Genomic DNA, 22,965 nt, shown 5'->3' on the forward strand with positions numbered 1-22,965 from the left:
TTGATTTATTTCACAAGTGCAACGATTTTTTGTGCGCCGTCTGCCATGGAATCAGCAGCAACGATATTCAGACCGGATTCGTTAAGAATCTTTTTACCAAGCTCAACGTTAGTTCCTTCCAAACGTACTACGAGTGGACGGGAAAGGCCAAGCTCTCTAGCTGCTGCAACTACGCCGTCAGCGATAACGTCACAACGCATGATGCCGCCGAAAATGTTAACGAATATACCTTTCACTTGCTCATCGGAAAGGATGATTTTGAAAGCTTCAGTAACTTTCTCTTTCGTAGCACCGCCCCCTACGTCGAGGAAGTTAGCAGGGTCTCCGCCGTAGTGCTTGATAATGTCCATAGTGGCCATTGCAAGTCCCGCGCCATTAACCATACAACCGATATTGCCATCAAGCGCAATGTAGCTCAGATCGTATTTGGAAGCTTGGATTTCTTTTGCATCTTCTTCTTCAAGGTCACGAAGCTCTACGATATCTTTGTGACGGAAAAGAGCATTGGAATCAAAATTCAATTTGGCATCAAGGGCCATAACTTCCCCAGCGCCAGTTACAACCAAAGGATTGATTTCTGCGATAGAGCAGTCTTTTTCAACGAATGCTTTATAAAGAGCGAGCATAAATTTAGCTGCTTTATTGACAAGCTCGTTAGGAATGTTGATGGAGTAGGCCAGTCTACGCGCTTGGAACGCTTGAAGACCGATCGCCGGATCCACAACCTCTTTGAAAATTTTCTCCGGAGAATGTTCAGCTACTTCTTCAATCTCCGTACCGCCTTCTTCAGAAGCCATCATGACAACGCTGCCTGTAGCGCGGTCAACAACCACACCTACGTAATATTCTTTCTTGATATCACAACCTTCTTCGATAAGAAGGCGTTTAACTTCTTTACCTTCAGGACCTGTTTGGTGTGTAACAAGAACTTTTCCAAGAATTTCGCTAGCATATGTACGAACTTCATCGAGGTTTTTGGCTACCTTAACGCCGCCTGCTTTACCGCGACCGCCGGCATGAATTTGCGCCTTTACAACGACAACAGATGTTCCGAGTTCTTGAGCCGCTTGAACTGCTTCATCAACAGTAAAAGCAACTTTGCCATTAGGAACGCTGACTCCGTACTGTCTCAGGACTTCTTTCCCTTGATACTCATGGATATTCATTTCCTAAAATCCTCCTATCAGTATGAACTTTCTATACGTGCTATACAGGGGAAAAGTGCGATTCCCATTTTACGTCATGCACGAGGTAAATTTTGCTGCCGGAATTAGTATCACACTTCTTCACAAGCCCTAACCATTGTATCACTAATTTTCGACAGTTTCCTTATTTTTTTCGTTAATGCGTTAGAAGTTTCCTTTCACACTGAAAAACTTTTGCTATCACTTCACATAAAAAAACGCACTTTTCACTTATCGAAAAATGCGCTCGCATCATTATTTTAATAAAATGAAGTTGTCGTTGTATCGGTTCTTGGCTCACGCTCTGCCTGTTTGATAAATCGTAATTCATTACCTGTGAAGCTGCACACTAAACATTGAATCGTTGGCTCCGATTCAGCAATAGCATCGGGTTCTTTGAACTCCGTAATGCTGCCGGAATGAGCGTCCTTCAGAAACGATTGCGCATAACTTGTTATGACACTGAACTTAATGCGATTGGAGCGGCAATTGGGACAAAAATACGGTTTTTCCTCCATCACTATCACCTCATCTTCCAGTATGTGCATGTTTGATGATTTTAAAACAGATATGCACACTCGGGAATTGCGTAACTTCACCTTATTCATGTACAATGAAATGTAAAGAATACGGATCAATAAGGAAGCACCTTTTATCCCATCGAAGCAGCAGCGTTTCAGTTGCAAATCTCAATGGAATTGGAAGGTGTTTTTTTATGTATGGCAAAGTGACAAGCGCCTGTTTGCAAGGCATCGAAGGACAAACAATTGAAGTGGAGGTCGATATCTCGAGCGGGCTGCCTCAAATCAATTTGGTTGGTTTACCAGATTCAGCTGTCCGCGAGTCCGTTGAAAGAGTCCGTTCAGCGATCAAAAATGGGGGCTACACCTTTCCAATGGACCGTATAACGGTCAATCTGGCTCCCGCCGATCTCCGCAAAGAAGGCGCTTCATTCGATCTCGCGATTGCACTAGGCATTCTCATCACGACAGCTCAAGTGCCCATTGACACCATTCAGCATACGGTCCTGCTTGGCGAACTAGCTTTGGACGGCTCGCTAAGACCTGTACCCGGGGTTTTATCTATGGTTCATGCTGCCAGAAGAATCGGCATTAAACGCGTATACTTACCCGCAACAAATGCCGCAGAAGCAGCATTAATTGAAGGTATGGACATTTATGCGATAAGAAACTTAAGTGATTTCAAACATTGGAATGAGCATTCCAGTGAATTTATTTTCAATGGCGTTAACGATGTGCAGCATGAGGAGTCAGTACCCTTTACAGAGACGTACACCGATAGCGAAGACTATGCCGATGTGAGCGGTCAACACCAAGTCAAACGCGCCATGATGATTGCAGCCGCCGGCATGCACAATATTTTGCTTATTGGTCCTCCTGGCACTGGCAAAACCATGCTGGTCAAGCGAATGCCTTCTATCTTGCCGACGATGTCCGACAGAGAAGCTCTGGAGGTGACCAAAATTTACAGCGTCTCCGGCAAGCTCCTTGACCGAACCTCTCTTATGCGAAAGAGACCGTTCCGCGCTCCCCACCATACCATTTCTCCCGCAGGACTTGTCGGCGGCGGCACAATTCCGAAACCCGGCGAGGTTAGTCTCGCCCACAGAGGCATACTTTTCCTTGATGAATTGCCGGAGTTCACCAGAAATGCATTAGAGGTCCTTAGACAACCTTTAGAAGACCGCTATGTCACGATCGGGAGGGCTAGAGCTGTTTATACTTTCCCTTCACATTTTCTCCTTGCTGCTGCAATGAACCCTTGTCCGTGCGGATTTTGGGGGGCTGAGACGGAAACAAACAGATGTACCTGCAGCCCCTTGAAAATCATCCATTATCGTTCTAAAATATCGGGGCCTTTGCTCGATCGGATTGATCTCCATGTCGAAGTCCCCAAACCAAGCTACACGCAATTAAAGGATCACACTAACCATTTATCCTCTAACACTATGCTTCAATGCGTGCTGTTAGCGCAGAAGAGGCAACAGTTGCGTTATGCGGGTAAAGGGATCCAGCATAACAACGAATTAAGCGGCAAGTTGCTGCGTCAGATTTGTCGTTTAACACCCGAAGGGGATCAATTACTAAGCGCTTCGTTTGAAGCCTTGGGGCTAAGCGCAAGAGCACACGACCGCATTCTGAGATTAGCGCTCACGATCGCTGATCTGGAGCAGAGCGACATTATTCTTCCGCAGCACGTGGCCGAGGCCATCCAATACCGCAATTTGGATAAAAAGCAAAGCCTGCAGGACATTTCTTAATTATTTATCATATGAAAAGAGCCTTTTGACCCGATATCGTGGTGTTCCATCGATAAGAATCAAAAGGCTCCTTGCATATGTTCGATGCATGGGACTGACCCATCCGCGGATAGCTCTACGGCTATCACATCAATTCGCACGCGTTGTTCATGCTTTTTGTATCGGTGCATATAAAATTGAGCTGTTTCTCTAACCTTCAGCTGCTTGCGGTAGTCGATAGATTCCTTGGCCATTCCGAAGCTTCCCGACGGTCTTCTCGTCCTGACTTCGACAAAAACCAAGGTTCCATCGATCTCAGCAATAATATCGAGCTCGCCTGTTCGGCATCGCCAGTTCCGCTCTATAACTGCGTATCCGCGTTCCTTAAGATAAACCTCCGCGATATCCTCGCCACGTGTACCCAATTGCTTGCGATCATCCTTGCGCAGGTTCGTCATGTTGAGCTTCCTGCTTGCCTCAGTTTGTTATCCGACCGATAAATAAAACTGAGCACCTCAGCCACCAATTGATACAATTCCGGCGGAATCTCTTGATCGAGCTCAAGCTTGGAAAGCACCTCAACCAGAGAGGAATCCTCTTGAATGGGGACGCCATTTTCCTTCGCCTTTTGTAAAATCGAATCAGCCATATGGCCTTTGCCCTTGGCAACAATTGTCGGCGCTTTTTGCGCTTCCGGCGAATACCGCAAAGCAACCGCTTTTTTCAGCGGCGTTGGCTTCTGGCTGGCACGCGGATCCCGTTGATTGCTCATGCGCGGAAATCCACCCCTTTGTACGTCTTAGGCTCATACAGAGATCGTAGATCCAATCTGGTCGAATCGCTCTGATCCTGTTTGCCGCCATCGCCGGCAGCTGCTTTAGGAAGTGTCGGATAGGACGAGCATTTTAAGGAAAAAAATTGATAGCCCGCTTTTTGCATCGCTGCTGTTATCTCTTCCTTCGAGTTCTCCATCAACGCCACAACCGCGGGATGATCATTATGAATGTTTAGACTAACAATTTTGTTAACAACATGAACGTCAAGTAACGTATTGCCCATGGCTTTCATTTGCAAATCGAACAGGAGTCGACAGTTGTTTGCATCCACTTCTCCCCGATTTCCTTTACGTGACTGGATGTGTACAGAAGCCGACTGCTGTCCGGTTCCATCCATGAATGGGATAAACAAGGTGACATGGGCAAACATTGAATTTTTATCGCCTGTCAGCATCAACTGCTGTCCTGTAATTTGCTGGATCGTCTGCTGCGCCGCTTCTTTGAGCGGCGCTGGCACATCATCTGAAGCTGAGAGCTGCATCAGCAGACTCTTTAGTGAATCAGCCACAGGTTTGACTGCATCATCCTGTGCATCCCCAGAGGCGGTCGACGGCTGCAGGAACTCGCCGACGTCATCATTTCGCGGGCGTAGCGCCGCAGCTACTCGCTCATCCAGCTTCGCCAGATGGGACTCGTGCTCAACGCCCACGGCTTTGAGCATCTTGCTGATCCAGTTTGGTTCTGGATCAGCCTTCGTTCCCGCAGGCGCTTCGCTTGGCGCCTGCTTGGATGCCTCCGCCGCCTTCGGCTTCGCCGGCGGCATTTCACTTACGGACGAACCCGCCACGGGCGGTTCGCCTTCAGCCACAGGCTCAGCGCTGCGCGACTGAGCCTGAAGCGGCCCCGCCGCCCCCGCGAGGCGGGCGGCTACGGGCTGCTGCTGCGGCTGCGTAGCCGCAGCTTTCACTTCGCCTGCTTGCGCAGCAGCAGGCGCTGTCACAGCGGCAGCTGGCGCTTCTGCGCTGCCGGCAGTGACAGTCGGCGGCGCCCCTGCAGGAGCCGCCTTAACGGAGCCTGCCTGCGCAGCAGCAGGCGCAGGCGCTGACAGAGCCGCCTCAGGCTCCGCGGGCGGCTGTGAAAACCCAGCAGCTGCGGCGGAAGCCCGCAGCTCCTTCAGCAGCGATACCACCTGCTTAACAGTATCCGCCGCCGGATGAGCAGGCTGCTCCTCAAGCAGTGCTGAAGCCTGCTGCTCCAGCAACTCCAGCGTCTGCCCGACAGCAGGACCCGAAGTCGCTTGCCTAACTGCCGCTACCGTCTCTTGGGTCAAAGGGAGTCCCTTTTTAAAGGCAAGAATAGCCGCTTGGTTCCAATTCTCCTTAGATACACCCTCGGGCACGCTGCGCTGCAGGGCAGCAAATGCCTCCACGTTTTCTTTGGAAATCGGCACACCTGACTGCTGCATGCTCTGAATCAGTTGACGATTCGAAGCTGTATCTTTCAAAGAAAAAGCCTTGAGCAGTTCATTCAACGAGTCTTCAGGGATTTGAACATCCGAGGACATAAGTGGTTTTAACATAATTTGACCACTGCTTGACTCAGGCTGCACTTGCAACATGGTGACATCCCCTTGCTTAAGAGGAGTTTCCAATTTCGCACGTACCTGCACCCCGCCTATATTAATGAGCGCATCTTGACTTTCAAGCAATTGCAAGACTACACCCTTGACGATCTGACCAACCTTTAATTCCAATACTTTGCTCTCTGCCGCAGTCAACTCTCCGACTAAGCTCCGAATCAATCCGCCAATATTCATCCCTATCACCTCAAAACTTCCATACCCATGATATATAGTATCGACATCTGGCTGCCTTTTCTTTACTTAATTAGAACAACTCCAGCTCCATTTGCTCGCCCTGTACCGGGGCAACATCTTGATGAGCCATGACTTTGCGAATAAACAATTTACGATGCAGCGGTGTCGGACCATATCGCAACAGCATTTCTCTATGATGCTTTGTCGCATAACCTTTATGTACAGAAATCCCAAATTCAGGATACTCTTCATCCCAGTCCACACACATGCGGTCCCGGGTTACTTTAGCAATAATTGAAGCAGCCGCAATCGATTGGCTAAGCGCATCCCCATGAATGATCGCCTCTTGCCTTATGTCTAAATCCACTTGTTCAGCATCCACTAACAAATAGTCCGGAATCACGCTCAACTGACCTACAGCTTGCTTCATGGCAAGCCTCGCCGCTTGTTTAATATTGATCTCCTCAATGGTTGTTACATCAACAATACCAATTCCGACGGCTATAGCCTCACGCATGATTTGATCGTAAAAGAAATCCCGCTTTTTTTCAGAAAGCTTCTTCGAATCGTTAACACCTTCGAGTACATAACCCATAGGCAAGATAACGGCAGCGGCTACGACATCTCCGAACAAACAGCCTCTGCCTACTTCGTCAATACCGGCGATGCGGGTAAAACCCTGCCCCCAGATCTTCTTCTCTACTTCCAGCAATGGTTTTCTCCCCTTCCCATCTCCCCATTATAAAGGAATTCTATACAGACAAGCCATACCAAAATATAAGAAAAAAAAGGCCACGTCCGAATCAGCTTCGCTAGCTGTATTCAAGAACGCAACCTTTATCGGTGCCCGAATTCCTTATTGATCTGAGGGTCTTTCCAAAGAGATACGACCTAGCTTGCCTGCGCGTAAATCCCTGATAATGATGAGCGAAGCTTTGTCCAGATCGACCTTTCCTCCGCTTACGATCGCTCCGCGCTTGCGGCCAACGGCTTCCATCACTTTCACTACTTCGTTCGGATCATCCAAGTCTTTTGGAAGCTCCTCGATTCCGAAGCGCTCCTGCAGCGCAGTCCCGTACTCTCGAACCATATACTTAATAACGTAGAAAGCAATTTCATCCATATGTAGAAGTTCTTCTTTAATTGCTCCCGTTGCGGCCAGACGCATACCAACCATCTGGTCCTCGAACTTCGGCCATAGAATACCTGGCGTATCCAGCAAATCCATTTCACTGCCAACCTTAATCCATTGCTGTCCCTTTGTTACGCCTGGTTTATCTCCAGTTGCTGCTATCTTTTTGCCAGCCAATTGATTAATGAGCGTCGATTTCCCAACATTCGGAATGCCGACAATCAATGCTCTAACCGCGCGGGGGTTGATGCCTTTGCGAAGCTGGCTCGCTATTTTATGCGCCCATAGCTCCTTCGCTCTTGGCAATATTTCCTTCACCTGCGTGCCAGAAGCAGCGTCAATCGGTAATGCTGGAAGACCTTGATCCGCAAAGTAACGAACCCACTCAGCGGTTATTTGTGGATCAGCTAAGTCATGCTTATTCAGAAGCACCATTCTTGGCTTGCCTTTCAAAATCTCATCTACCATCGGGTTCCGGCTGGAGAGCGGAATGCGGGCATCCAAGAGCTCGATAACGACGTCAATCAGCTTTAGCTTATCCTCAATCTGTCTTCGAGCCCTGGTCATGTGGCCGGGAAACCATTGAATGGTCATATTTTCACCTCAAAAATGTATAAAACTGATTTTGCCTAGCGGCCAGAAAATCACTTCTGCACGGCCCACGATTTTATTGTAAGGAACGAAGCCTACTCGTTTATCTCGACTATCCTTACTGTTGGGACGGTTGTCCCCCATTGCAAAAACTTCATTATCTGGAACTTTCGTTTCAGGGAAATTCATTAATGTATTATATGCGTGTCCTTCTTTGGCTGCCTGCTCCATCGCTTCTTTGATGAAGGCCTGCTCAATTTCTTGGCCATTAATGAACACTTTGTCCCCTTCAACTTTTACCGTTTCACCGGGAAGCCCGATGATGCGCTTGATATAGTCTTTACCTTCAGGCGCGTGGAAAACAATCACTTCTCCGCGCTTAGGCGCACGAATATCGTAAATAATTTTGTTCACGATAAGCCGTTCACCTGTTGCAAAGTTAGGTTTCATGGAATCGCCATCCACGATGAACGGAGAAAAGAGGAACCAACGAATGATGATCACCAAAACACCTGCTATGACCAGTGCTTTGATCCATTCCCACGTTTCGCTTTTTGCCGTTTTGGCAGGAGGTCCCGCCGATGTTACCGGTTCTATGTAAGGCTGATTTTGATCCTTCTGTTCCATCACTGTTTGCCTCTTTTCCAGTTTTGGTTATATGTATAGCTCATCTCATAAGTCTTATAGAAACGAAAAGGAGACTTGCCTAAACAAGCCCCCCGGTTTCTTATCGAATCTCTTTAATTCTTGCTGCTTTACCACGAAGACCACGCAGATAGTAAAGTTTCGCACGACGCACTTTACCGCGACGAGCCACTTCAATCTTGTCAATCTTCGGAGAATGGAAAGGGAATGTTCTCTCCACACCTACACCGTAAGAAATTTTACGAACGGTAAACGTTTCGCTAATTCCACCGCCGCGGCGTTTAATCACAACACCTTCGAACAGCTGAATACGCTCACGGGAACCCTCGATAACTTTTACGTGTACTTTCAGTGTGTCGCCTGGACGGAAACTAGGGATATCCGTGCGCAGTTGTTCCTTCGTAATCTCTTGAATAAGATTCATAGTTGACTTCCTCCTTCCACACAGGTGTTCATTCCGCTTATCTACGATGTCAGTCTTAGTTGCTATGCGTAGAGGACCACCAGACTCGAACATAAAAATTCACAACAGAAACTATATTACCACAGAGAGAATAGAAATTCAATAGAGAAGTTATTGGGTGGGGGCTACTTCATCTGCTGCTTTTTCCATTCTTCGAGCCAAACTTTCTCCAGCTTCGTCAATTCGCGGCCTTCGAGCAAATCCGGGCGACGCTCTAAGGTCCGATAAAGCGATTGCTGCATGCGCCAGCGTTTTACATTTTCATGATGGCCCGACATTAATATCTCAGGCACTTCCCACTCCCGAAATTTAACTGGTCTCGTATAGTGAGGATATTCCAATAAACCTGTACTAAAGGAATCGGTCACAGCTGACATCTCGTTGCCAAGCACACCGGGCAGCAGCCTTACCACACTGTCTATAACGACCATAGCGGGCAGTTCCCCACCGGTTAACACGTAATCTCCTACCGACAGCTCATCCGTCACTAGATACTGTCTTATGCGTTCGTCGTATCCTTCGTAGTGACCACAAATAAACACAAGATGCTGTTCGTTTGAAAGCTCTTCCGCTTTGCTTTGGTTAAATGTCGCACCTTGCGGGCACATCAGAATCACTCTAGGCTTCACGGGCGCTGTCGCATCAGATATTGCATGGTGAACCGGCAAGTCCTCCACAGCCGCAAAAATCGGCTCAGGCTTGAGTACCATACCGCCCCCGCCGCCGTAAGGATAATCATCCACTGTATGATGCTTATTATTCGAATACTCACGAAAATTAACCGTATTTAGAGAAACGATACCCTTGTCTTTAGCTTTTCCTAAAATACTGGATGAAAATACACCCTCGAACATTTCAGGAAAAAGAGTCAATACATCGATTCTCATTCCAGCAGCCCTTCCATCAAGTGGATTCGGATCGTTTTGCCAGCTACATCGACATCCAAAACAACGTCATCAATAACAGGCAGCAGCAGTTGCTTGCCTTTCGGTAAGGAGACTACCCAAACATCATTTGCCCCTGGGGTCAGCACTTCTGAAACAATACCCAGTTCTTGTCCTTCATCTGTAACCACTTTGCAGCCAATGATTTCGTGATAGTAGTATTCGCCCTCTGCCAAAGCTTCTTGATATTTCCCTTCCACTTTGAGCAGTGAACCTTTATATTTCTCGACATCATTAATATTAGCGAATTGTGCGAATTGCACGATGTACATGTTTTTATGTAAGCGGGACGATGTTATCGTCACCGGCGTTTGCTTGTTTTGAGAATCTACAATAACCAATTCACTGCCTTTATCAAACCGTTCTGGGAAATCCGTTTCCGAGACAATCTTCAACTCACCGCGAATACCATGGGTGTTAACGATTCTTCCAATTGTAAAAAGCTTCTCACTCATACGTCGTATGCCGACCTCCAACTCATTCATACAGCTTTAATTCAAATACGTGTTTAAAAAGCTCTCTTTCAGAACCGTGCAGGATGGATAATATCCGGAGAAGGAGGAACGGAGCGTAGTGAATGGCTACATGAGTACCCGACTTTCCCGAATGATGTGAACCAAGCGGCTTTTTAAACAACCTCTACAAGAAAAAGGTTAGGAACATTCTCCTAACCCTCTCCCTTATGAGACAATCTCAACAGCTACACGTTTGGTTTCCTTCACTGCTGCTGACGTGACCACCGTACGGAGCGACTTCGCAATCTTTCCCTGCTTGCCAATTACTTTACCGACATCGTCGGGGTGAACGGACAGCCTGTACTCAATTTTGTCATCTTTCTCCTGAACCGTGACACGCACTTCTTCAGGATGATCAACAAGAGCCTTAGCAATAACCGTGATAAGATCCTTCATGAGCACACCCTCCGAAAGTTAACAGATTACTTCTGTAGTTTCAGCTCGTGAAATTTAGTCATCAGACCTGCTTTGCTGAACAGACTGCGAACTGTATCGGACGGTTGCGCACCAGTTTGAAGCCATTTCAGAGCTTTCTCTTCATCAAGAGTTACAGCTGCTGGTTGAGCTACTGGATTGTAAGTACCGATTTCTTCGATAAAACGACCATCACGCGGGGAACGGGAATCCGATACCACCACACGGTAAAAAGGAGCTTTGTGAGCGCCCATACGTTTAAGACGAATACGTACTGCCATTGAAAAATCACCTCCAACATAGGATAAAATTGTATTTAGAAAGGAAATTTAAACCCTTTGCCTAACTTTTTGAGTCCTTTGGCGCCTTTAGGGCCCATCATGCCTGAGAATTGCTTCATCATCTTGCGCATATCGTCAAACTGCTTGATAAAGCGATTGACTTCCTGCACGGAGTTTCCGCTACCGAGTGCGATCCGCTTACGGCGATTGGCATTCAGAAGCTCAGGCTTCAGCTTTTCTTCCTTGGTCATGGATTTCACAATAGCCTCTACGCGAGCCATTTGTTTATCATCAACCTTAATATCTTTCATGCCCTTGATCTTGTTAGCACCAGGAAGCATATCCAGAATCTGATCCAGCGGTCCAAGTTTCTTCACTTGCTCCATCTGATCCAGAAAGTCCTCAAAAGTGAATTCGGCGTTGCGCATTTTGCGCTCCATCTCTTTCGCCTTATCCATATCGATTCCGGCCTGCGCCTTTTCAATCAGCGTGAGCACATCACCCATGCCGAGAATTCGCGAAGCCATCCGATCCGGGAAAAACGGCTCAAGTGCATCCAATTTTTCACCGCTTGCCGCGAACTTAATCGGGCAGCCAGTCACTGCTTTGACGGATAACGCCGCGCCACCGCGAGTATCTCCGTCCAGCTTCGTCAAGACGACGCCCGTCAGTTCAAGCTGTTGATGGAAGCTCTCAGCTACATTGACAGCATCTTGACCCGTCATTGCGTCTACGACAAGTAAAATCTCATCCGGCTCCACAGCTGTTCGGACGTTTTTCAACTCGTCCATCAAGGTCTCATCAATGTGCAAACGTCCAGCCGTATCGATAATGACATAATCATTGCCGTTATCTTTGGCGTGCTGCAAACCAGCCTTGGCAATATCAACAGGGTTAACTTGATCCCCCATCGAGAAAACGGGAACTTTCAGTTGCTCCCCAAGCACCTCGAGCTGCTTAATCGCGGCAGGACGATAAATGTCACAGGCTACAAGCAGAGGGCGATGGTTTTGCTTTTGCAGCAGCTTAGCCAGCTTTCCAGAGGTTGTTGTCTTACCAGCCCCTTGCAAACCAGCCATCATAATGACAGTTGGCGGACGATTCGAACGAGCCAGCTTGCTCTGTGTGCCGCCCATGAGCGCTGTAAGCTCTTTGTTCACAATATCGATAACGACCATGCCTGGCGTAAAAGATTTCATGACTTCTTGTCCAACGGCTTGTTCCTTCACCTTCGCGATGAAGTCTTTGACCACTTTGAAGTTAACGTCGGCTTCCAACAGCGCCAACCGTACCTCGCGAAGCGCTTCGCCTACATCTTCTTCCGATAGCTTACCTTTGCTTCTCAGCTTGCCGAACACGTTCTGCAGTCGGTTTGCCAATCCTTCAAATGCCATGCGCTTCACCTCCTAAAAGTTTTCGTTGAAAACTTGCTTCGTAAGCATGTCAATCGATCCCTATCATTGTATCAAAAAGCTCGCTCGTTTTCCTCTTTAGCTCCGAGTCGCATGAGTCGCATGCATTCAGCAGTTGAAACAGCTCTTCGCGGAGTTTGGTTCGTTGCTCGTGCTTATGTAACAGCTTCAACTTATCTTCATAATCTTGAAGCGTTTGTTCGGCTCTTTTAATATGTTCATAAACCGCTTGGCGGCTGATTGAGAAATTCTCGGCAATCTCTCCGAGGGAATAATCATCATGGAAATACAATTGCAAAAAGGTTCGCTGCTTCTCCGTCAATAATGGCTCATAAAAATCAAACAGCAGGTTAATCCGATTCGTTTTCTCCAGCATTTGATCGATAGACACCATTTCCACCTCCGTAAAGGTTGAACCCTTGACAGCAGCACAACAGAACCTATCATACTGAATTCCCGAACTAATGTCAAGCTTTTGACCTTGTCAGTAGAAAAGAAAAAATCCTTGCCATTCAACGAGCAAATAGCAAGGATTTATACCCTATTCGGTTAATGAATTTATGCCTCTGTCTCTTCTTTTTGCTCATGGATCCACTTACCGAAAAGTGCATGAACAAACTGCTCCGAATCAAATGGCTGTAAATCATCCATTTTCTCGCCTAGGCCAACGAATTTCACCGGAAGCGAGAGCTCTTGTCGAATGGCGACAACGATTCCGCCTTTAGCCGTTCCGTCAAGCTTTGATAGAACAAGACCTGTCAACCCGGTCTTATCACCAAAAAGCTTTGCTTGACTAAGCGCATTTTGTCCGGTTGTCGCATCCAGAACCAGAATTACTTCGTGCGGAGCGTCAGGTACCTCTCGCTGAATAACGCGATAGATTTTGTTGAGCTCCTCCATCAGATTCACCTTGTTTTGCAACCGGCCCGCCGTATCGCAAAGCAAGATATCAACGCCGCGAGACTTCGCAGCCTGCACCGCATCATACATGACCGCGGCAGGATCAGCGCCGGACTGCTGTTTGATCACATCCACGCCCACCCGTTGCCCCCAAGTTTCTAGCTGCTCGATCGCACCGGCACGAAATGTATCGCCCGCCGCCATAAGCACCTTTTTCCCTTGCGACTTGAACATGTGCGCCATCTTACCGATTGTCGTCGTTTTACCGACCCCGTTCACGCCTACGAACAAAATAACCGACAGTCCGTTCGGATTCAGATTTAGTCCTGTGCCTGCATCGCCTTTAAGCAGTTCAATCAGCTTCTCCGAGAGAATCGGCTGTAGTTCGCCAGGATCCTCGATCTTCCGCTTCTTGACTTCAGCGCGCAGCTCGTCTATTAACTTCAGCACGGTATTGACGCCAACGTCCGCTCCGATCAAAATCTCTTCCAGCTCTTCATAGAAATCCTCGTCAATTTTCTTGCGTCGGCTGAACAAATCATCCACCCGATCCACGAAAGCATCGCGCGTTTTCGTTAATCCTTCTTTAAACTTGTTCGTTACAGCTTCGGCCTTACTGGAAATGCTTTCTCTCAAGCGTTTAAAAAAGCTCATGGTTCCTCCTAGGATTGCTATAGCAACAACATGCATGGCTAGCAATTTTTATCTCTCATTTATGCAGATACAACGGCTTCCTCATCTTCTAAACGGACGGAAACTAGCTTGGATACGCCACCTTCTTGCATCGTAACCCCATAGAGCACATCGGCTTCTTCCATCGTACCTTTGCGGTGCGTTACGACGATGAACTGCGTCATCTCGGAAAACTCCCGCAAATACTCCGCGAAGCGAGACACGTTCGCCTCGTCAAGGGCAGCTTCAACTTCGTCCAGTACGCAGAACGGCACCGGCTTCACCCGAATAATCGAAAACAACAGGGCAATAGCGGTTAGAGCGCGCTCTCCTCCGGAAAGCAGCTGAAGATTTTGCAGCTTTTTCCCAGGCGGTTGAGCAACAATCTCAATCCCCGTATCGAGCAAGTTTTCCGGTTCGGACAAAATCAAGTCCGCACGGCCGCCGCCAAACAGTTTAGCAAATACGATGACAAAATGCGAGCGAATCGCGTCAAAAGTCGTCTTGAACCGCTTGGACATCTCCTGATCCATTTCTCGAATAACCTCATACAAGGTTGTTTTGGCATCGATCAGGTCGTTCTTCTGTGCACTAAGGAACTCAAAACGTTCGGAAACACGGGCATATTCCTCGATCGCCCCTAGGTTCACATCGCCAAGCGAAGCGATTTCACGTTTTAGCTCGCGGACCAGATTTTGCGTGCCTGTGATGTCCTCCGGAACCGGATAGCGCACTTTTGCAAGCTCATAGCTAAGCTCATATTCTTCGCCCAATTTTTTGAGCAAGTTTTCAAGCTCCACATCAAGCCGGTTCACGCGAACCTCTGTTTGATGCAGACTCTCCTCAACCTGCTTGAGCTGAATGCGCTGAGCACGCGTCTCATTCTCTTCCTGCTCCAGCTTATGAAGCCAATCAGCACGTTCAGCACGCCTGAAATCAATTTGCTCCGAACATTGCTGCTTCTTTAGTTTGAGATCATTTAGCTGCTCAACTTGCAGCACGGTCTCCTGTTCCAGCGCTTCCATATCCTGCTCCAATTGATGAAGCAGCTGTGCGTTGGTCTCCATCTCGCGATCCGTATCCGCAAGGTCCTGCTGCAGGCGGCGCTGCTGATCTTGAAGCGACTGTTTCTCCTGCGAAATTGACGCTACACTCACCTTCAGGTCGGTAAGCTGACTTTGCAGCTCTTCTTTCTCCGATTCACTCGCTTTACGCGAGAGCTCAGCTTCACGAATCGCTTGCTGCAGGGAAGCCTCCTCCTGCTGGAGCTCCGCTAGCATCTGTTCAGACTCCACTTTCTTGAGCCCGTAATCCGCTTGCTCCGCTATGAGCGAATTCCGATCTTGACTATCCAGCATGAGCTGCTCTTCTACCGTGCGGTTTTCCGCTTCAAGCGGATTTAGTTCCGCGCGTATTTGCTGTTCGGCGATCCGTTTCTGCTCACCAAGCTGGCGAAGCTGCTCGATGTTCATCATATCGTCGGTGATTTCACGTTTCATCGAGCCCGTTTTATCCCGCAAGCCGCTTAGCTGCTCCTGAGAGGTCTTAATTTCTTGATCCAGCTCTTCAATTTGCCGCTGACGTCCCAGTAAGCTGGTCGTCTTCTTCTGCAAGCTGCCGCCCGTCATGGAACCCCCAGGGTTGACAACATCGCCTTCCAATGTAACGACGCGATAACGGTACTGCGCTTTCGCAGCGATATGATTCGCTTCTTCCAAGCTTTGAGCAACGACCACATTACCCAGCAAACTGGAAAAAATATTCTTATAGGTAGCGTCGAACTCAATGAGATCAACAGCAATGCCCACAAAGCCTTTGGCGGATTTTAAAGAATGAATCTCTTGATCCGAAATGGATCGACCGCGAATGACATTCATCGGCAGGAACGTGGCCCGCCCCATTTGACGGCGCTTCAGGAAAGCGATCGCCTCGCGTCCGTCCGCCTCTGTCTCAACGACGATATTTTGCAGCGCGCCGCCGAGTGCAGTTTCAATTGCGATTTCAACCTCAGCCGGCACTTTAACAAGCTCAGCGACCGCTCCGCGAATGCCTCGCAGATCTTTGCGGCTTTTCGCCTTAAGCACTTCTTTTACACCCTGCATAAAACCGTCGTAGTCGTTCGCCATTTCTTTCATCGTATCGCGGCGAGAGGTCAGCGCATCCAACTTTTGCTCCCATTTACGAACCATGCCCTGTGCTTCATCCAACAAACCTTGTCTTGATTTAAGACTTTGAGTCAACTGTACATAGCGCTGACGGTCCTCCTCAATCTCAGCAACCGTCTGTTCCAGCTTCGCGGTTAGTTCTTGCTTACGAAGCGCGATATGTTCACGCTGTTCCGCCCACTTCTGACTTTCCTCGTCCAATCTTTCCAGTCTGCGTCCCAGACTTTCCGTCTGCTGCTCTGCGTAGCGAATTTCATTGCGTGCATGCGCCATCCGGTTGAGTGTCTCCAGAAGCTCGCCTTTGAGCTGATCCTCAGGTGCTGAGCTGATCCCGCCATTGACCCCAAGCAACCGCTGTTCTTCTGCATGGAGCTTGGCCTGAAACTCAAATAACTGTGCCCCAATGCCAATAATCTTCTCCCGCTGCTCGGCCAGCTCAGCCTCTTTATCTGTTCTTCGCTGCTCCTGCAGGGCAATTGTGGTTGCTAACTGCTGCCGATTGGCCACATAGTTCTTCTTACGCTCTTTGAGTACTTCACCGTACCCTTCATTTTTCTCGAACTCTTCACTCAATTGAAGCAGGCTCATCTGCAGCTTTTCGAGCTCTTCCTCGAGATTGCGCGTTTCCCAGCGGTGCTTTTCCAAATGGGCATCATGCTGATTTACGACCGTAGCAAGCTCTGTTTGCTCTTTTTGCAGTTTTTCCAGCTTTTGTGTCGCTTCATTCCAAGATACATAGATCTGATCGATCTGATGCACATACATGGAGATCTCGCTGCTCTTCAGCTTTTCCCGCAGTTCTTTGAACCGGATTGCTTTTTCCGACTGATCGCGAAGCGGTTCGATTTGATCCTCGAGCTCAGAAACCAAATCATGGATACGCAGCAAATTTTGTTCCGTATCGCTCAGTTTTTTCTCCGCCTCGCGTTTACGCGATTTATATTTAACAATCCCCGAGGCTTCCTCAAAAATACCCCGGCGATCTTCCGATTTCGTACTTAATATTTCCTCAATCCGACCTTGTCCAATAATCGAATACGCTTCTTTACCTATCCCCGTATCCATGAACAACTCGGTAATATCTTTCAGGCGGCAGGGCTGCTTATTAATTAAATATTCGCTTTCCCCGCTGCGATGCACTCTCCGCGTAACCGTCACCTCATTGAAATCAAGAGGAAGCGCCTGCGAACTGTTATCAAGCGTCAGAGATACTTCTCCATAGTTGACCGCTCGACGCGCATCACTGCCTGCAAAAATAACATCTTCCATTTTACCGCCGCGGAGTGACTTCGCACTTTGCTCCCCGAGCACCCAGCGGATACCGTCGGATATGTTACTTTTACCGCTTCCGTTCGGACCTACAACTGCGGTAATGCCGCGTACAAATTCCAGCTCCGTCCGGTCTGCGAAAGACTTAAATCCGGATAATTCAATCCGTTTCAAAAACATGGTCTCACCTCAAAAATATTGTAACATATCCCATATGAAAATAAGAGATAAAAATAAGCGAAAATGCGCGATTTCGACGAAATTCGACATATGATTACCCAACAAATAAAAAAGGCAGCCTCAGCCGCCTTTTTCATGGAAATTCCTTACCTTTCAGCTGTTACATTCAGCTTGGACAATGCTTGTGCCGCAGCCTGCTGTTCGGCTTCCTTCTTGGATCGGCCGACGCCTGTTCCGAGAAGCGAAGCATCCATGTACACCTCAGCTACGAACTCACGTTCATGAGCAGGCCCCCGCTCATTGACGATCCGATATTCGAGCGAGCCCATATTATGATGCTGCGTATGCTCCTGCAATTGTGTCTTGTAGTCAATCACCAGCACCTTGCCTTCGCTGGAGATTTTCGCGAATACATGACGTTCGAGAAACGATTTCACGCTGGCGAGCCCTTGATCCAAGTAAAGCGCGCCAATGAACGACTCGAATACATCGGCTAGAAGGGCAGGACGCGAACGTCCTCCCGTCAATTCCTCGCCTTTGCCCAAAAGCACAAAAGCGCCAAAATCCAAATCCTCAGCAAACGTAACCAGTGAAGGCTCACACACAATAGATGCTCTGAGCTTGGTCAACTCACCTTCTGTACGGCCTGGATATGTATCATATAAAAACTCGGAAACCGTCAATTCCAGAACGGCGTCTCCCAGAAACTCCAAACGCTCATTATCTTTATGTCCAGCGATACGATGCTCATTGACATAAGAGGAATGTGTAAAAGCTTGTCTTAACAGCTCCACTTTGCGAAAAGGGATGCCGATTCGTTGCTGCAGCACCTTAATATCACGATTCATTGCCTTGACTCACCACCCAGAGAGAATGATATTACGTTATCTTTCTTCGTAGGAAGGCATATTATGCTTGGAATTTCTTCAAAATGATCGTTGCATTATGTCCGCCAAACCCGAAGGAGTTCGACATCGCGATGTCGACATTCGCTTCACGCGCTGTATTCGGCACATAATCCAAATCGCACTCAGGATCTTGATTATCTAGATTGATTGTTGGAGCAATCAGACTGTTTGCGATCGTCAAACCACAAATAACAGCCTCCACGCCTCCAGCAGCACCCAATAGATGCCCTGTCATAGATTTCGTGGAACTCACAGCAACTTTGTAGGCATGTTCGCCAAAAGCTTTCTTAATCGCCGTCGTTTCAGAGCGGTCTCCAACAGGTGTAGATGTACCGTGCGCATTAATATAGGAAATTGCTTCTGGTGCAATGCCCGCATCTTTAATTGCTTTGGACATACACCGCGCTGCACCGTCCGGATCTGGATCCGTCATGTGATAAGCATCTCCGCTCATTCCATAACCAATCACTTCCGCATAAATACGCGCTCCACGATTCTGAGCATGTTCAAGAGATTCCAGAATAAGAACTCCGGCGCCCTCGCCCATGACGAAACCATCGCGATCGGTATCAAACGGACGACTTGCTTTTTGCGGTTCGTCGTTGCGTGTGGACATCGCGCGAAGCGCACAAAAGCCAGCGACTCCAATTGGCGTAATTGTTGCTTCCGCACCGCCACAAATCATGACGTCGGCATCGCCTCTTTGAATCATTTTGAAGGAATCCCCGATGGAATGCGTTCCTGTCGCACAAGCGGTAACAGCCGTACTATTCGGCCCTTTTGCGCCTGTGACCATGGAGATATGACCAGAAGCCATGTTCGCGATCATCATTGGGATGAAGAACGGCGACACGCGCTTTGGACCTTTTTCCAAAAGTGTGCGGTGCTGCTCCTCCCACGTGTTTAATCCCCCGATTCCCGAACCAACCGATACGCCCACGCGTTCAGGGTCAGTGCCTTCCTTCACGTCGAGATTCGCATCCTTGAGGGCATTAAGTGCGCCAGCAACAGCGAACTGCACAAAACGATCCATCCGGCGAGATTCTTTACGATCCACGTATTGCTCAATATTAAAATCTTTCATTTCAGCAGCGATCCGTGTCGGGTATTCGCTTACATCAAAGTTCTCGATCATGCCGACTCCGGATTTACCTGCTGTCAGGTTACCCCAGAACGTTTCCAAATCTTGACCAAGGGCAGTAACTACGCCCATACCTGTAATTACAACTCTGTTCATGTGTTCCACCTCTATGTAGGTAAGCATCGTTTTTTTAGTGAAAATGGAGAGAAGTCCCGTCTTGAAACAAAACGGGACTTGGTTGACTATTACGTATGAGATTTTATGTAATTCGTAACTTCTCCTACAGTAGTAATCTTCTCGGCATCTTCATCGGAAATTTCTAAATCGAACTCATCTTCTAATTCCATTACTAATTCAACTACATCGAGAGAATCAGCACCTAGATCTTCTTTGAAAGATGCTTCGAGGGTGACTTCAGCTTCATCAACCCCTAGACGATCGACTACAATTCGTTTAACACGATCCAATACGTCGGACATCCGGTTCACCTCCTCTTTGGTATTATACGAGAATCTCTGACAGATTGCCAGTAGGCAATTTGGAGATTCTCTTTCTGGGATAACTTACATGTACATGCCGCCATCCACATGAAGCGTTTGGCCTGTCATGTAAGCTGCATCGTCAGACGCCAGGAAGCGTACGACCTTGGCGATTTCCTCTGGTTGTCCAAGGCGCTCAAGCGGTATTTCCTTCAACATGTGTTCACGCACTTCAGGTGTCAACTTGTCGGTCATATCCGTTTCAATGAAGCCTGGAGCTACCGCATTAACGGTAATCCCCCGAGATGAAAGCTCACGCGCAGTCGCTTTGGTCAAACCAATAACGCCTGCTTTTGCAGCTACATAGTTAGCTTGCCCCGGATTCCCGAGCACGCCAACTACGGAAGATATATTAATGATTCGACCGGAGCGCTGCTTCATCATCGGGCGTGTAACAGCTTTGACACAGTTGAATACGCCCTTCAGATTCGTCGCAATGACTTGATCGAATTCTTCTTCCTTCATTCGCATGATTAAATTGTCTCTTGTTATCCCTGCATTATTCACAAGAATATCAATTTTACCAAAAGTATCAAGCGTTTGCTTCACAAGATCTTCAGCTTCTTGGAAACTGCTTACATCCGCGCGAAGCTTGACGGCTTTGCGCCCCATGGCTTCGATCAGCGCGACAACTTCTTGCGCTGCTTGCTCGCTGCCGGCATAGTTGACAGCCACATCAGCGCCCGATTCAGCTAAATGCAGAGCGATCGCGCGGCCAATGCCTCGAGATGCGCCGGTTACCAGTGCTACTTTACCCGTTAGCATGTTCGTGAACGACCTCCTGCAAGTACTTATTCAAAACTTCCAAACTCCCGATGGACACGATTTTTACGCTTTTGTCCACTTTCTTGATGAGCCCGGCAAGAACGGTTCCTGAGCCAAGCTCAATGAACGTATCGACGCCTTGGCCGGTTAAATAAGACACTGTGTCCTCCCAGAGAACCGGGGAGTACACCTGCTCGACCAGCAGCCCGCGAATTTCGCCGGGCTGCGTCACTGGACGTGCCGTTACGTTGGCCACGACAGGCACAGCCGCTTCGCTCATTTCGACGGAAGCGAGCACCTCTGCGAGGCGCTGCGAGGCCGGCTTCATGAGCGAGGAGTGAAAGGGCCCGCTCACTTCGAGCGGAATGGCACGCTTCGCGCCTGCTTCTTTGCAGCGTTCCACGACCGCTGCAACACCTTCCTTACTGCCCGAGACGACAATCTGTCCCGGGCAGTTCACATTGGCGAGCTCCACAACGGAGCCGCCGCTGGTGATGGCCTTGCAGAGCTCCGCCAGCGCTTCGCGCTCGGCTCCGAGCACGGCCGCCATGGCGCCCAGGCCGCCAGGGACGGCCTGCTCCATGAACTCGCCGCGAGCACGCACCGTGCGGACCGCGTCTTCGAACGCGAGCACGCCTGCGGCGACGAGCGCGCTGTATTCGCCCAGACTATGTCCGGCGACATAGTCTGGTGTGACGCCCGCAGCCTTGAACACTTCCAGACAAGCCATGCTTGTTGTCAGCAGCGCAGGCTGCGTGTGGTACGTGATTTTCAAAGTGTCCTCAGGCCCCTGGAAAATCAGATCCGAAAGTGAGAACCCCAGCGCCTCATCAGCGCGGTCAAAATAAGATTTGGCAGCGGGGTGATTCTGGTACAAATCTTGTCCCATTCCCACAGTTTGTGAGCCCTGCCCCGGAAAAACAAAAGCAATTTTACCCATAAAAGAAAAGGTTCCCTTCCGCCATATATTCACATTAAAGAGGTTGTTCAGAACGTCCACTTTGTCCTACCTTCTCGGTGCTGAAAGCGAACTTTTTGAACACACACTTAAAGTTTGCAATTACCACACAAGCGCGGACGCGCCCCAAGTCAGACCGCCGCCAAAGCCGACAAGCACTAAGCGGTCGCCTTCATTCAAGCGCCCCTGTTCTACTGCCTCAGCCAGCGCTACTGGAATGGATGCAGCGGACATGTTGCCGTACCTGTCCAAATTGACCATGCATTTATCCTCAGTCATTTCCAGACGGTTCAGAGAAGCTTGAATGATTCTCATATTCGCTTGATGCGGAACGAGCAAATCAATGTCTCCTTTTTCCCATCCTGCTTTGCGAAGCGCTTCGTCTGCCGCATTCCCCATAATGCGCACGGCGAATTTAAACACCTCAGCTCCAGCCATATAAATATAATGCATTCTCTGGTCAAGGGAAGCCTGTGACGCGGGATTGCGCGAACCGCCGCCTTCAATTTTCAGAAGAGGACCTCCTGTGCCGTCTGCGCCCAATTCGAAGGATTGGAAGCCTCTGCCTTCCGGCACTTCACCGATCACGACAGCCCCTGCCCCGTCGCCAAAAAGAATACAGGTGTTACGGTCCGTGTAATCCGTAATCTTCGATAAGCAATCCGCGCCGATGACTAGCGCATATTTATATGTACCGGTCGCAATAAAGTTCGATGCATTCGCCAATCCATAAACGAAACCGGAACATGCCGCCGACAGGTCAAAAGCTGCCGCTTTCTTCGCGCCCAGCTTTTCTTGAAGCACACAGGCCGTCGATGGGAACGACATATCCGGCGTGATCGTTGCGACGATGATCAAATCGATTTGATCCGGTGTAATTCCGGCATTTGCAAGTGCAATGAGGGACGCTTCATAGCAGAGATCGGATGTTGCTTGCCCTTCAGCCGCGATTCTTCTCTCGCGAATTCCCGTTCTGGTCACAATCCACTCATCATTGGTTTCAACCATCGTTTCCAACTCTTGATTCGTCAAAATGCGATCAGGCACATATTTCCCTGATCCAAGCACCCCAACTGGTATAAGGTTCATGCTGTT

General features: G+C 48.6%; 24 protein-coding genes. 1 reads left to right on the forward strand and 23 read right to left on the reverse strand.

Annotation, left to right across the window (positions count from 1 at the left end; translation table 11 throughout):
* Positions 1–5: 5 nt before the first annotated feature.
* Positions 6–1,166, reverse strand: coding sequence for an ADP-forming succinate--CoA ligase subunit beta (gene sucC, locus ABRS97_RS00970; protein ID WP_367811032.1), 1,161 nt, complete (start codon positions 1,164–1,166; stop codon positions 6–8).
* Between the two features lie 278 nt (positions 1,167–1,444).
* Complete coding sequence (locus ABRS97_RS00975; protein ID WP_367811033.1) at positions 1,445–1,702, reverse strand: hypothetical protein; 258 nt, start codon at positions 1,700–1,702, stop codon at positions 1,445–1,447.
* Between the two features lie 197 nt (positions 1,703–1,899).
* Between ABRS97_RS00975 and ABRS97_RS00980 the strand changes: the two genes are divergently transcribed.
* Positions 1,900–3,465, forward strand: a complete 1,566-nt coding sequence (locus ABRS97_RS00980; RefSeq protein WP_367811034.1) for a YifB family Mg chelatase-like AAA ATPase — start codon at positions 1,900–1,902, stop codon at positions 3,463–3,465.
* A 59-nt stretch (positions 3,466–3,524) separates the two neighbouring features.
* Here the strand turns inward: ABRS97_RS00980 and ABRS97_RS00985 are convergent, their stop codons facing one another.
* The 21 genes from ABRS97_RS00985 to ABRS97_RS01085 all read right to left on the reverse strand — a co-directional run bounded on the left by ABRS97_RS00985 (position 3,525) and on the right by ABRS97_RS01085 (position 22,959).
* Positions 3,525–3,902, reverse strand: coding sequence for a YraN family protein (locus ABRS97_RS00985; RefSeq protein WP_367811035.1), 378 nt, complete (start codon positions 3,900–3,902; stop codon positions 3,525–3,527).
* The gene (locus ABRS97_RS00990; protein ID WP_367811036.1) at positions 3,899–4,216 is read right to left on the reverse strand and encodes an EscU/YscU/HrcU family type III secretion system export apparatus switch protein; all 318 of its coding nucleotides are present in this window, start codon (positions 4,214–4,216) and stop codon (positions 3,899–3,901) included. The genes ABRS97_RS00985 and ABRS97_RS00990 overlap by 4 nt, the downstream gene beginning before the upstream one ends.
* On the reverse strand, positions 4,213–6,036 hold the full coding sequence (locus tag ABRS97_RS00995; protein WP_367811037.1) for a hypothetical protein: 1,824 nt from the start codon (positions 6,034–6,036) through the stop codon (positions 4,213–4,215). Before ABRS97_RS00995 ends, ABRS97_RS00990 begins: the two co-directional genes overlap by 4 nt.
* Before the next feature lie 70 nt (positions 6,037–6,106).
* Entirely contained in the window at positions 6,107–6,748 is a 642-nt protein-coding gene (locus tag ABRS97_RS01000; RefSeq protein ID WP_367811038.1) for a ribonuclease HII, read from the reverse strand.
* A gap of 144 nt (positions 6,749–6,892) precedes the next feature.
* Entirely contained in the window at positions 6,893–7,762 is an 870-nt protein-coding gene (gene ylqF / locus ABRS97_RS01005; protein WP_367811039.1) for a ribosome biogenesis GTPase YlqF, read from the reverse strand.
* Positions 7,763–7,771: 9 nt separating this feature from the next.
* On the reverse strand, positions 7,772–8,386 hold the full coding sequence (gene lepB, locus ABRS97_RS01010) for a signal peptidase I (protein WP_367811040.1): 615 nt from the start codon (positions 8,384–8,386) through the stop codon (positions 7,772–7,774).
* A gap of 100 nt (positions 8,387–8,486) precedes the next feature.
* Complete coding sequence (rplS, locus tag ABRS97_RS01015) at positions 8,487–8,828, reverse strand: 50S ribosomal protein L19 (protein WP_367811041.1); 342 nt, start codon at positions 8,826–8,828, stop codon at positions 8,487–8,489.
* A 164-nt stretch (positions 8,829–8,992) separates the two neighbouring features.
* Positions 8,993–9,754 carry a tRNA (guanosine(37)-N1)-methyltransferase TrmD gene (trmD, locus tag ABRS97_RS01020; protein WP_367811042.1) on the reverse strand — a complete coding sequence of 254 codons (762 nt, stop codon included), beginning with the start codon at positions 9,752–9,754 and terminating at the stop codon, positions 8,993–8,995.
* Entirely contained in the window at positions 9,751–10,266 is a 516-nt protein-coding gene (rimM, locus tag ABRS97_RS01025) for a ribosome maturation factor RimM (protein ID WP_367811043.1), read from the reverse strand. Before rimM ends, trmD begins: the two co-directional genes overlap by 4 nt.
* A 225-nt stretch (positions 10,267–10,491) precedes the next feature.
* Positions 10,492–10,722, reverse strand: coding sequence for a KH domain-containing protein (locus ABRS97_RS01030; RefSeq protein ID WP_270878580.1), 231 nt, complete (start codon positions 10,720–10,722; stop codon positions 10,492–10,494).
* A 26-nt stretch (positions 10,723–10,748) separates the two neighbouring features.
* Positions 10,749–11,021 (reverse strand): 30S ribosomal protein S16, encoded by a 273-nt coding sequence (rpsP, locus tag ABRS97_RS01035; RefSeq protein WP_163942410.1) that lies wholly within the window; start codon positions 11,019–11,021, stop codon positions 10,749–10,751.
* A 35-nt stretch (positions 11,022–11,056) separates the two neighbouring features.
* Entirely contained in the window at positions 11,057–12,415 is a 1,359-nt protein-coding gene (gene ffh, locus ABRS97_RS01040) for a signal recognition particle protein (RefSeq protein ID WP_367811044.1), read from the reverse strand.
* Between the two features lie 49 nt (positions 12,416–12,464).
* Positions 12,465–12,827 carry a putative DNA-binding protein gene (locus tag ABRS97_RS01045; RefSeq protein ID WP_483312398.1) on the reverse strand — a complete coding sequence of 121 codons (363 nt, stop codon included), beginning with the start codon at positions 12,825–12,827 and terminating at the stop codon, positions 12,465–12,467.
* A gap of 164 nt (positions 12,828–12,991) precedes the next feature.
* Positions 12,992–13,987: a signal recognition particle-docking protein FtsY gene (gene ftsY / locus ABRS97_RS01050; protein ID WP_367811045.1), complete on the reverse strand. Its 996-nt coding sequence runs from the start codon at positions 13,985–13,987 to the stop codon at positions 12,992–12,994.
* 59 nt (positions 13,988–14,046) lie between these two features.
* Complete coding sequence (smc, locus tag ABRS97_RS01055) at positions 14,047–17,619, reverse strand: chromosome segregation protein SMC (protein WP_367811046.1); 3,573 nt, start codon at positions 17,617–17,619, stop codon at positions 14,047–14,049.
* 146 nt (positions 17,620–17,765) lie between these two features.
* Complete coding sequence (gene rnc / locus ABRS97_RS01060) at positions 17,766–18,467, reverse strand: ribonuclease III (RefSeq protein ID WP_367811047.1); 702 nt, start codon at positions 18,465–18,467, stop codon at positions 17,766–17,768.
* Between the two features lie 61 nt (positions 18,468–18,528).
* Positions 18,529–19,764 carry a beta-ketoacyl-ACP synthase II gene (fabF, locus tag ABRS97_RS01065; RefSeq protein WP_367811048.1) on the reverse strand — a complete coding sequence of 412 codons (1,236 nt, stop codon included), beginning with the start codon at positions 19,762–19,764 and terminating at the stop codon, positions 18,529–18,531.
* A gap of 89 nt (positions 19,765–19,853) precedes the next feature.
* Positions 19,854–20,087, reverse strand: coding sequence for an acyl carrier protein (gene acpP, locus ABRS97_RS01070; RefSeq protein ID WP_028558238.1), 234 nt, complete (start codon positions 20,085–20,087; stop codon positions 19,854–19,856).
* Positions 20,088–20,171: 84 nt separating this feature from the next.
* Complete coding sequence (gene fabG, locus ABRS97_RS01075) at positions 20,172–20,912, reverse strand: 3-oxoacyl-[acyl-carrier-protein] reductase (RefSeq protein WP_367811049.1); 741 nt, start codon at positions 20,910–20,912, stop codon at positions 20,172–20,174.
* The gene (gene fabD / locus ABRS97_RS01080) at positions 20,899–21,852 is read right to left on the reverse strand and encodes an ACP S-malonyltransferase (protein WP_367811394.1); all 954 of its coding nucleotides are present in this window, start codon (positions 21,850–21,852) and stop codon (positions 20,899–20,901) included. The genes fabG and fabD overlap by 14 nt, the downstream gene beginning before the upstream one ends.
* A 120-nt stretch (positions 21,853–21,972) precedes the next feature.
* Positions 21,973–22,959: a beta-ketoacyl-ACP synthase III gene (locus ABRS97_RS01085; protein ID WP_367811050.1), complete on the reverse strand. Its 987-nt coding sequence runs from the start codon at positions 22,957–22,959 to the stop codon at positions 21,973–21,975.
* Positions 22,960–22,965 lie beyond the last annotated feature (6 nt).

The sequence above is a fragment of the Paenibacillus tabacirhizosphaerae genome (assembly GCF_040812395.1).
In the GTDB taxonomy this organism is placed as follows: domain Bacteria; phylum Bacillota; class Bacilli; order Paenibacillales; family NBRC-103111; genus Paenibacillus_E.

Coding starts and splice junctions, on each gene's coding strand:
- sucC (WP_367811032.1), bottom strand. CDS start 1,166: ATGAATATCCATGAGTATCAAGGGAAAGAAGTCCTGAGACAGTACGGA.
- ABRS97_RS00975 (WP_367811033.1), bottom strand. CDS start 1,702: ATGGAGGAAAAACCGTATTTTTGTCCCAATTGCCGCTCCAATCGCATT.
- ABRS97_RS00980 (WP_367811034.1), top strand. CDS start 1,900: ATGTATGGCAAAGTGACAAGCGCCTGTTTGCAAGGCATCGAAGGACAA.
- ABRS97_RS00985 (WP_367811035.1), bottom strand. CDS start 3,902: ATGACGAACCTGCGCAAGGATGATCGCAAGCAATTGGGTACACGTGGC.
- ABRS97_RS00990 (WP_367811036.1), bottom strand. CDS start 4,216: ATGAGCAATCAACGGGATCCGCGTGCCAGCCAGAAGCCAACGCCGCTG.
- ABRS97_RS00995 (WP_367811037.1), bottom strand. CDS start 6,036: ATGAATATTGGCGGATTGATTCGGAGCTTAGTCGGAGAGTTGACTGCG.
- ylqF (WP_367811039.1), bottom strand. CDS start 7,762: ATGACCATTCAATGGTTTCCCGGCCACATGACCAGGGCTCGAAGACAG.
- lepB (WP_367811040.1), bottom strand. CDS start 8,386: ATGGAACAGAAGGATCAAAATCAGCCTTACATAGAACCGGTAACATCG.
- rplS (WP_367811041.1), bottom strand. CDS start 8,828: ATGAATCTTATTCAAGAGATTACGAAGGAACAACTGCGCACGGATATC.
- trmD (WP_367811042.1), bottom strand. CDS start 9,754: ATGAGAATCGATGTATTGACTCTTTTTCCTGAAATGTTCGAGGGTGTA.
- rimM (WP_367811043.1), bottom strand. CDS start 10,266: ATGAGTGAGAAGCTTTTTACAATTGGAAGAATCGTTAACACCCATGGT.
- ABRS97_RS01030 (WP_270878580.1), bottom strand. CDS start 10,722: ATGAAGGATCTTATCACGGTTATTGCTAAGGCTCTTGTTGATCATCCT.
- rpsP (WP_163942410.1), bottom strand. CDS start 11,021: ATGGCAGTACGTATTCGTCTTAAACGTATGGGCGCTCACAAAGCTCCT.
- ffh (WP_367811044.1), bottom strand. CDS start 12,415: ATGGCATTTGAAGGATTGGCAAACCGACTGCAGAACGTGTTCGGCAAG.
- ABRS97_RS01045 (WP_483312398.1), bottom strand. CDS start 12,827: ATGGTGTCTATCGATCAAATGCTGGAGAAAACGAATCGGATTAACCTG.
- ftsY (WP_367811045.1), bottom strand. CDS start 13,987: ATGAGCTTTTTTAAACGCTTGAGAGAAAGCATTTCCAGTAAGGCCGAA.
- smc (WP_367811046.1), bottom strand. CDS start 17,619: ATGTTTTTGAAACGGATTGAATTATCCGGATTTAAGTCTTTCGCAGAC.
- rnc (WP_367811047.1), bottom strand. CDS start 18,467: ATGAATCGTGATATTAAGGTGCTGCAGCAACGAATCGGCATCCCTTTT.
- fabF (WP_367811048.1), bottom strand. CDS start 19,764: ATGAACAGAGTTGTAATTACAGGTATGGGCGTAGTTACTGCCCTTGGT.
- acpP (WP_028558238.1), bottom strand. CDS start 20,087: ATGTCCGACGTATTGGATCGTGTTAAACGAATTGTAGTCGATCGTCTA.
- fabG (WP_367811049.1), bottom strand. CDS start 20,912: ATGCTAACGGGTAAAGTAGCACTGGTAACCGGCGCATCTCGAGGCATT.
- fabD (WP_367811394.1), bottom strand. CDS start 21,852: ATGGGTAAAATTGCTTTTGTTTTTCCGGGGCAGGGCTCACAAACTGTG.
- ABRS97_RS01085 (WP_367811050.1), bottom strand. CDS start 22,959: ATGAACCTTATACCAGTTGGGGTGCTTGGATCAGGGAAATATGTGCCT.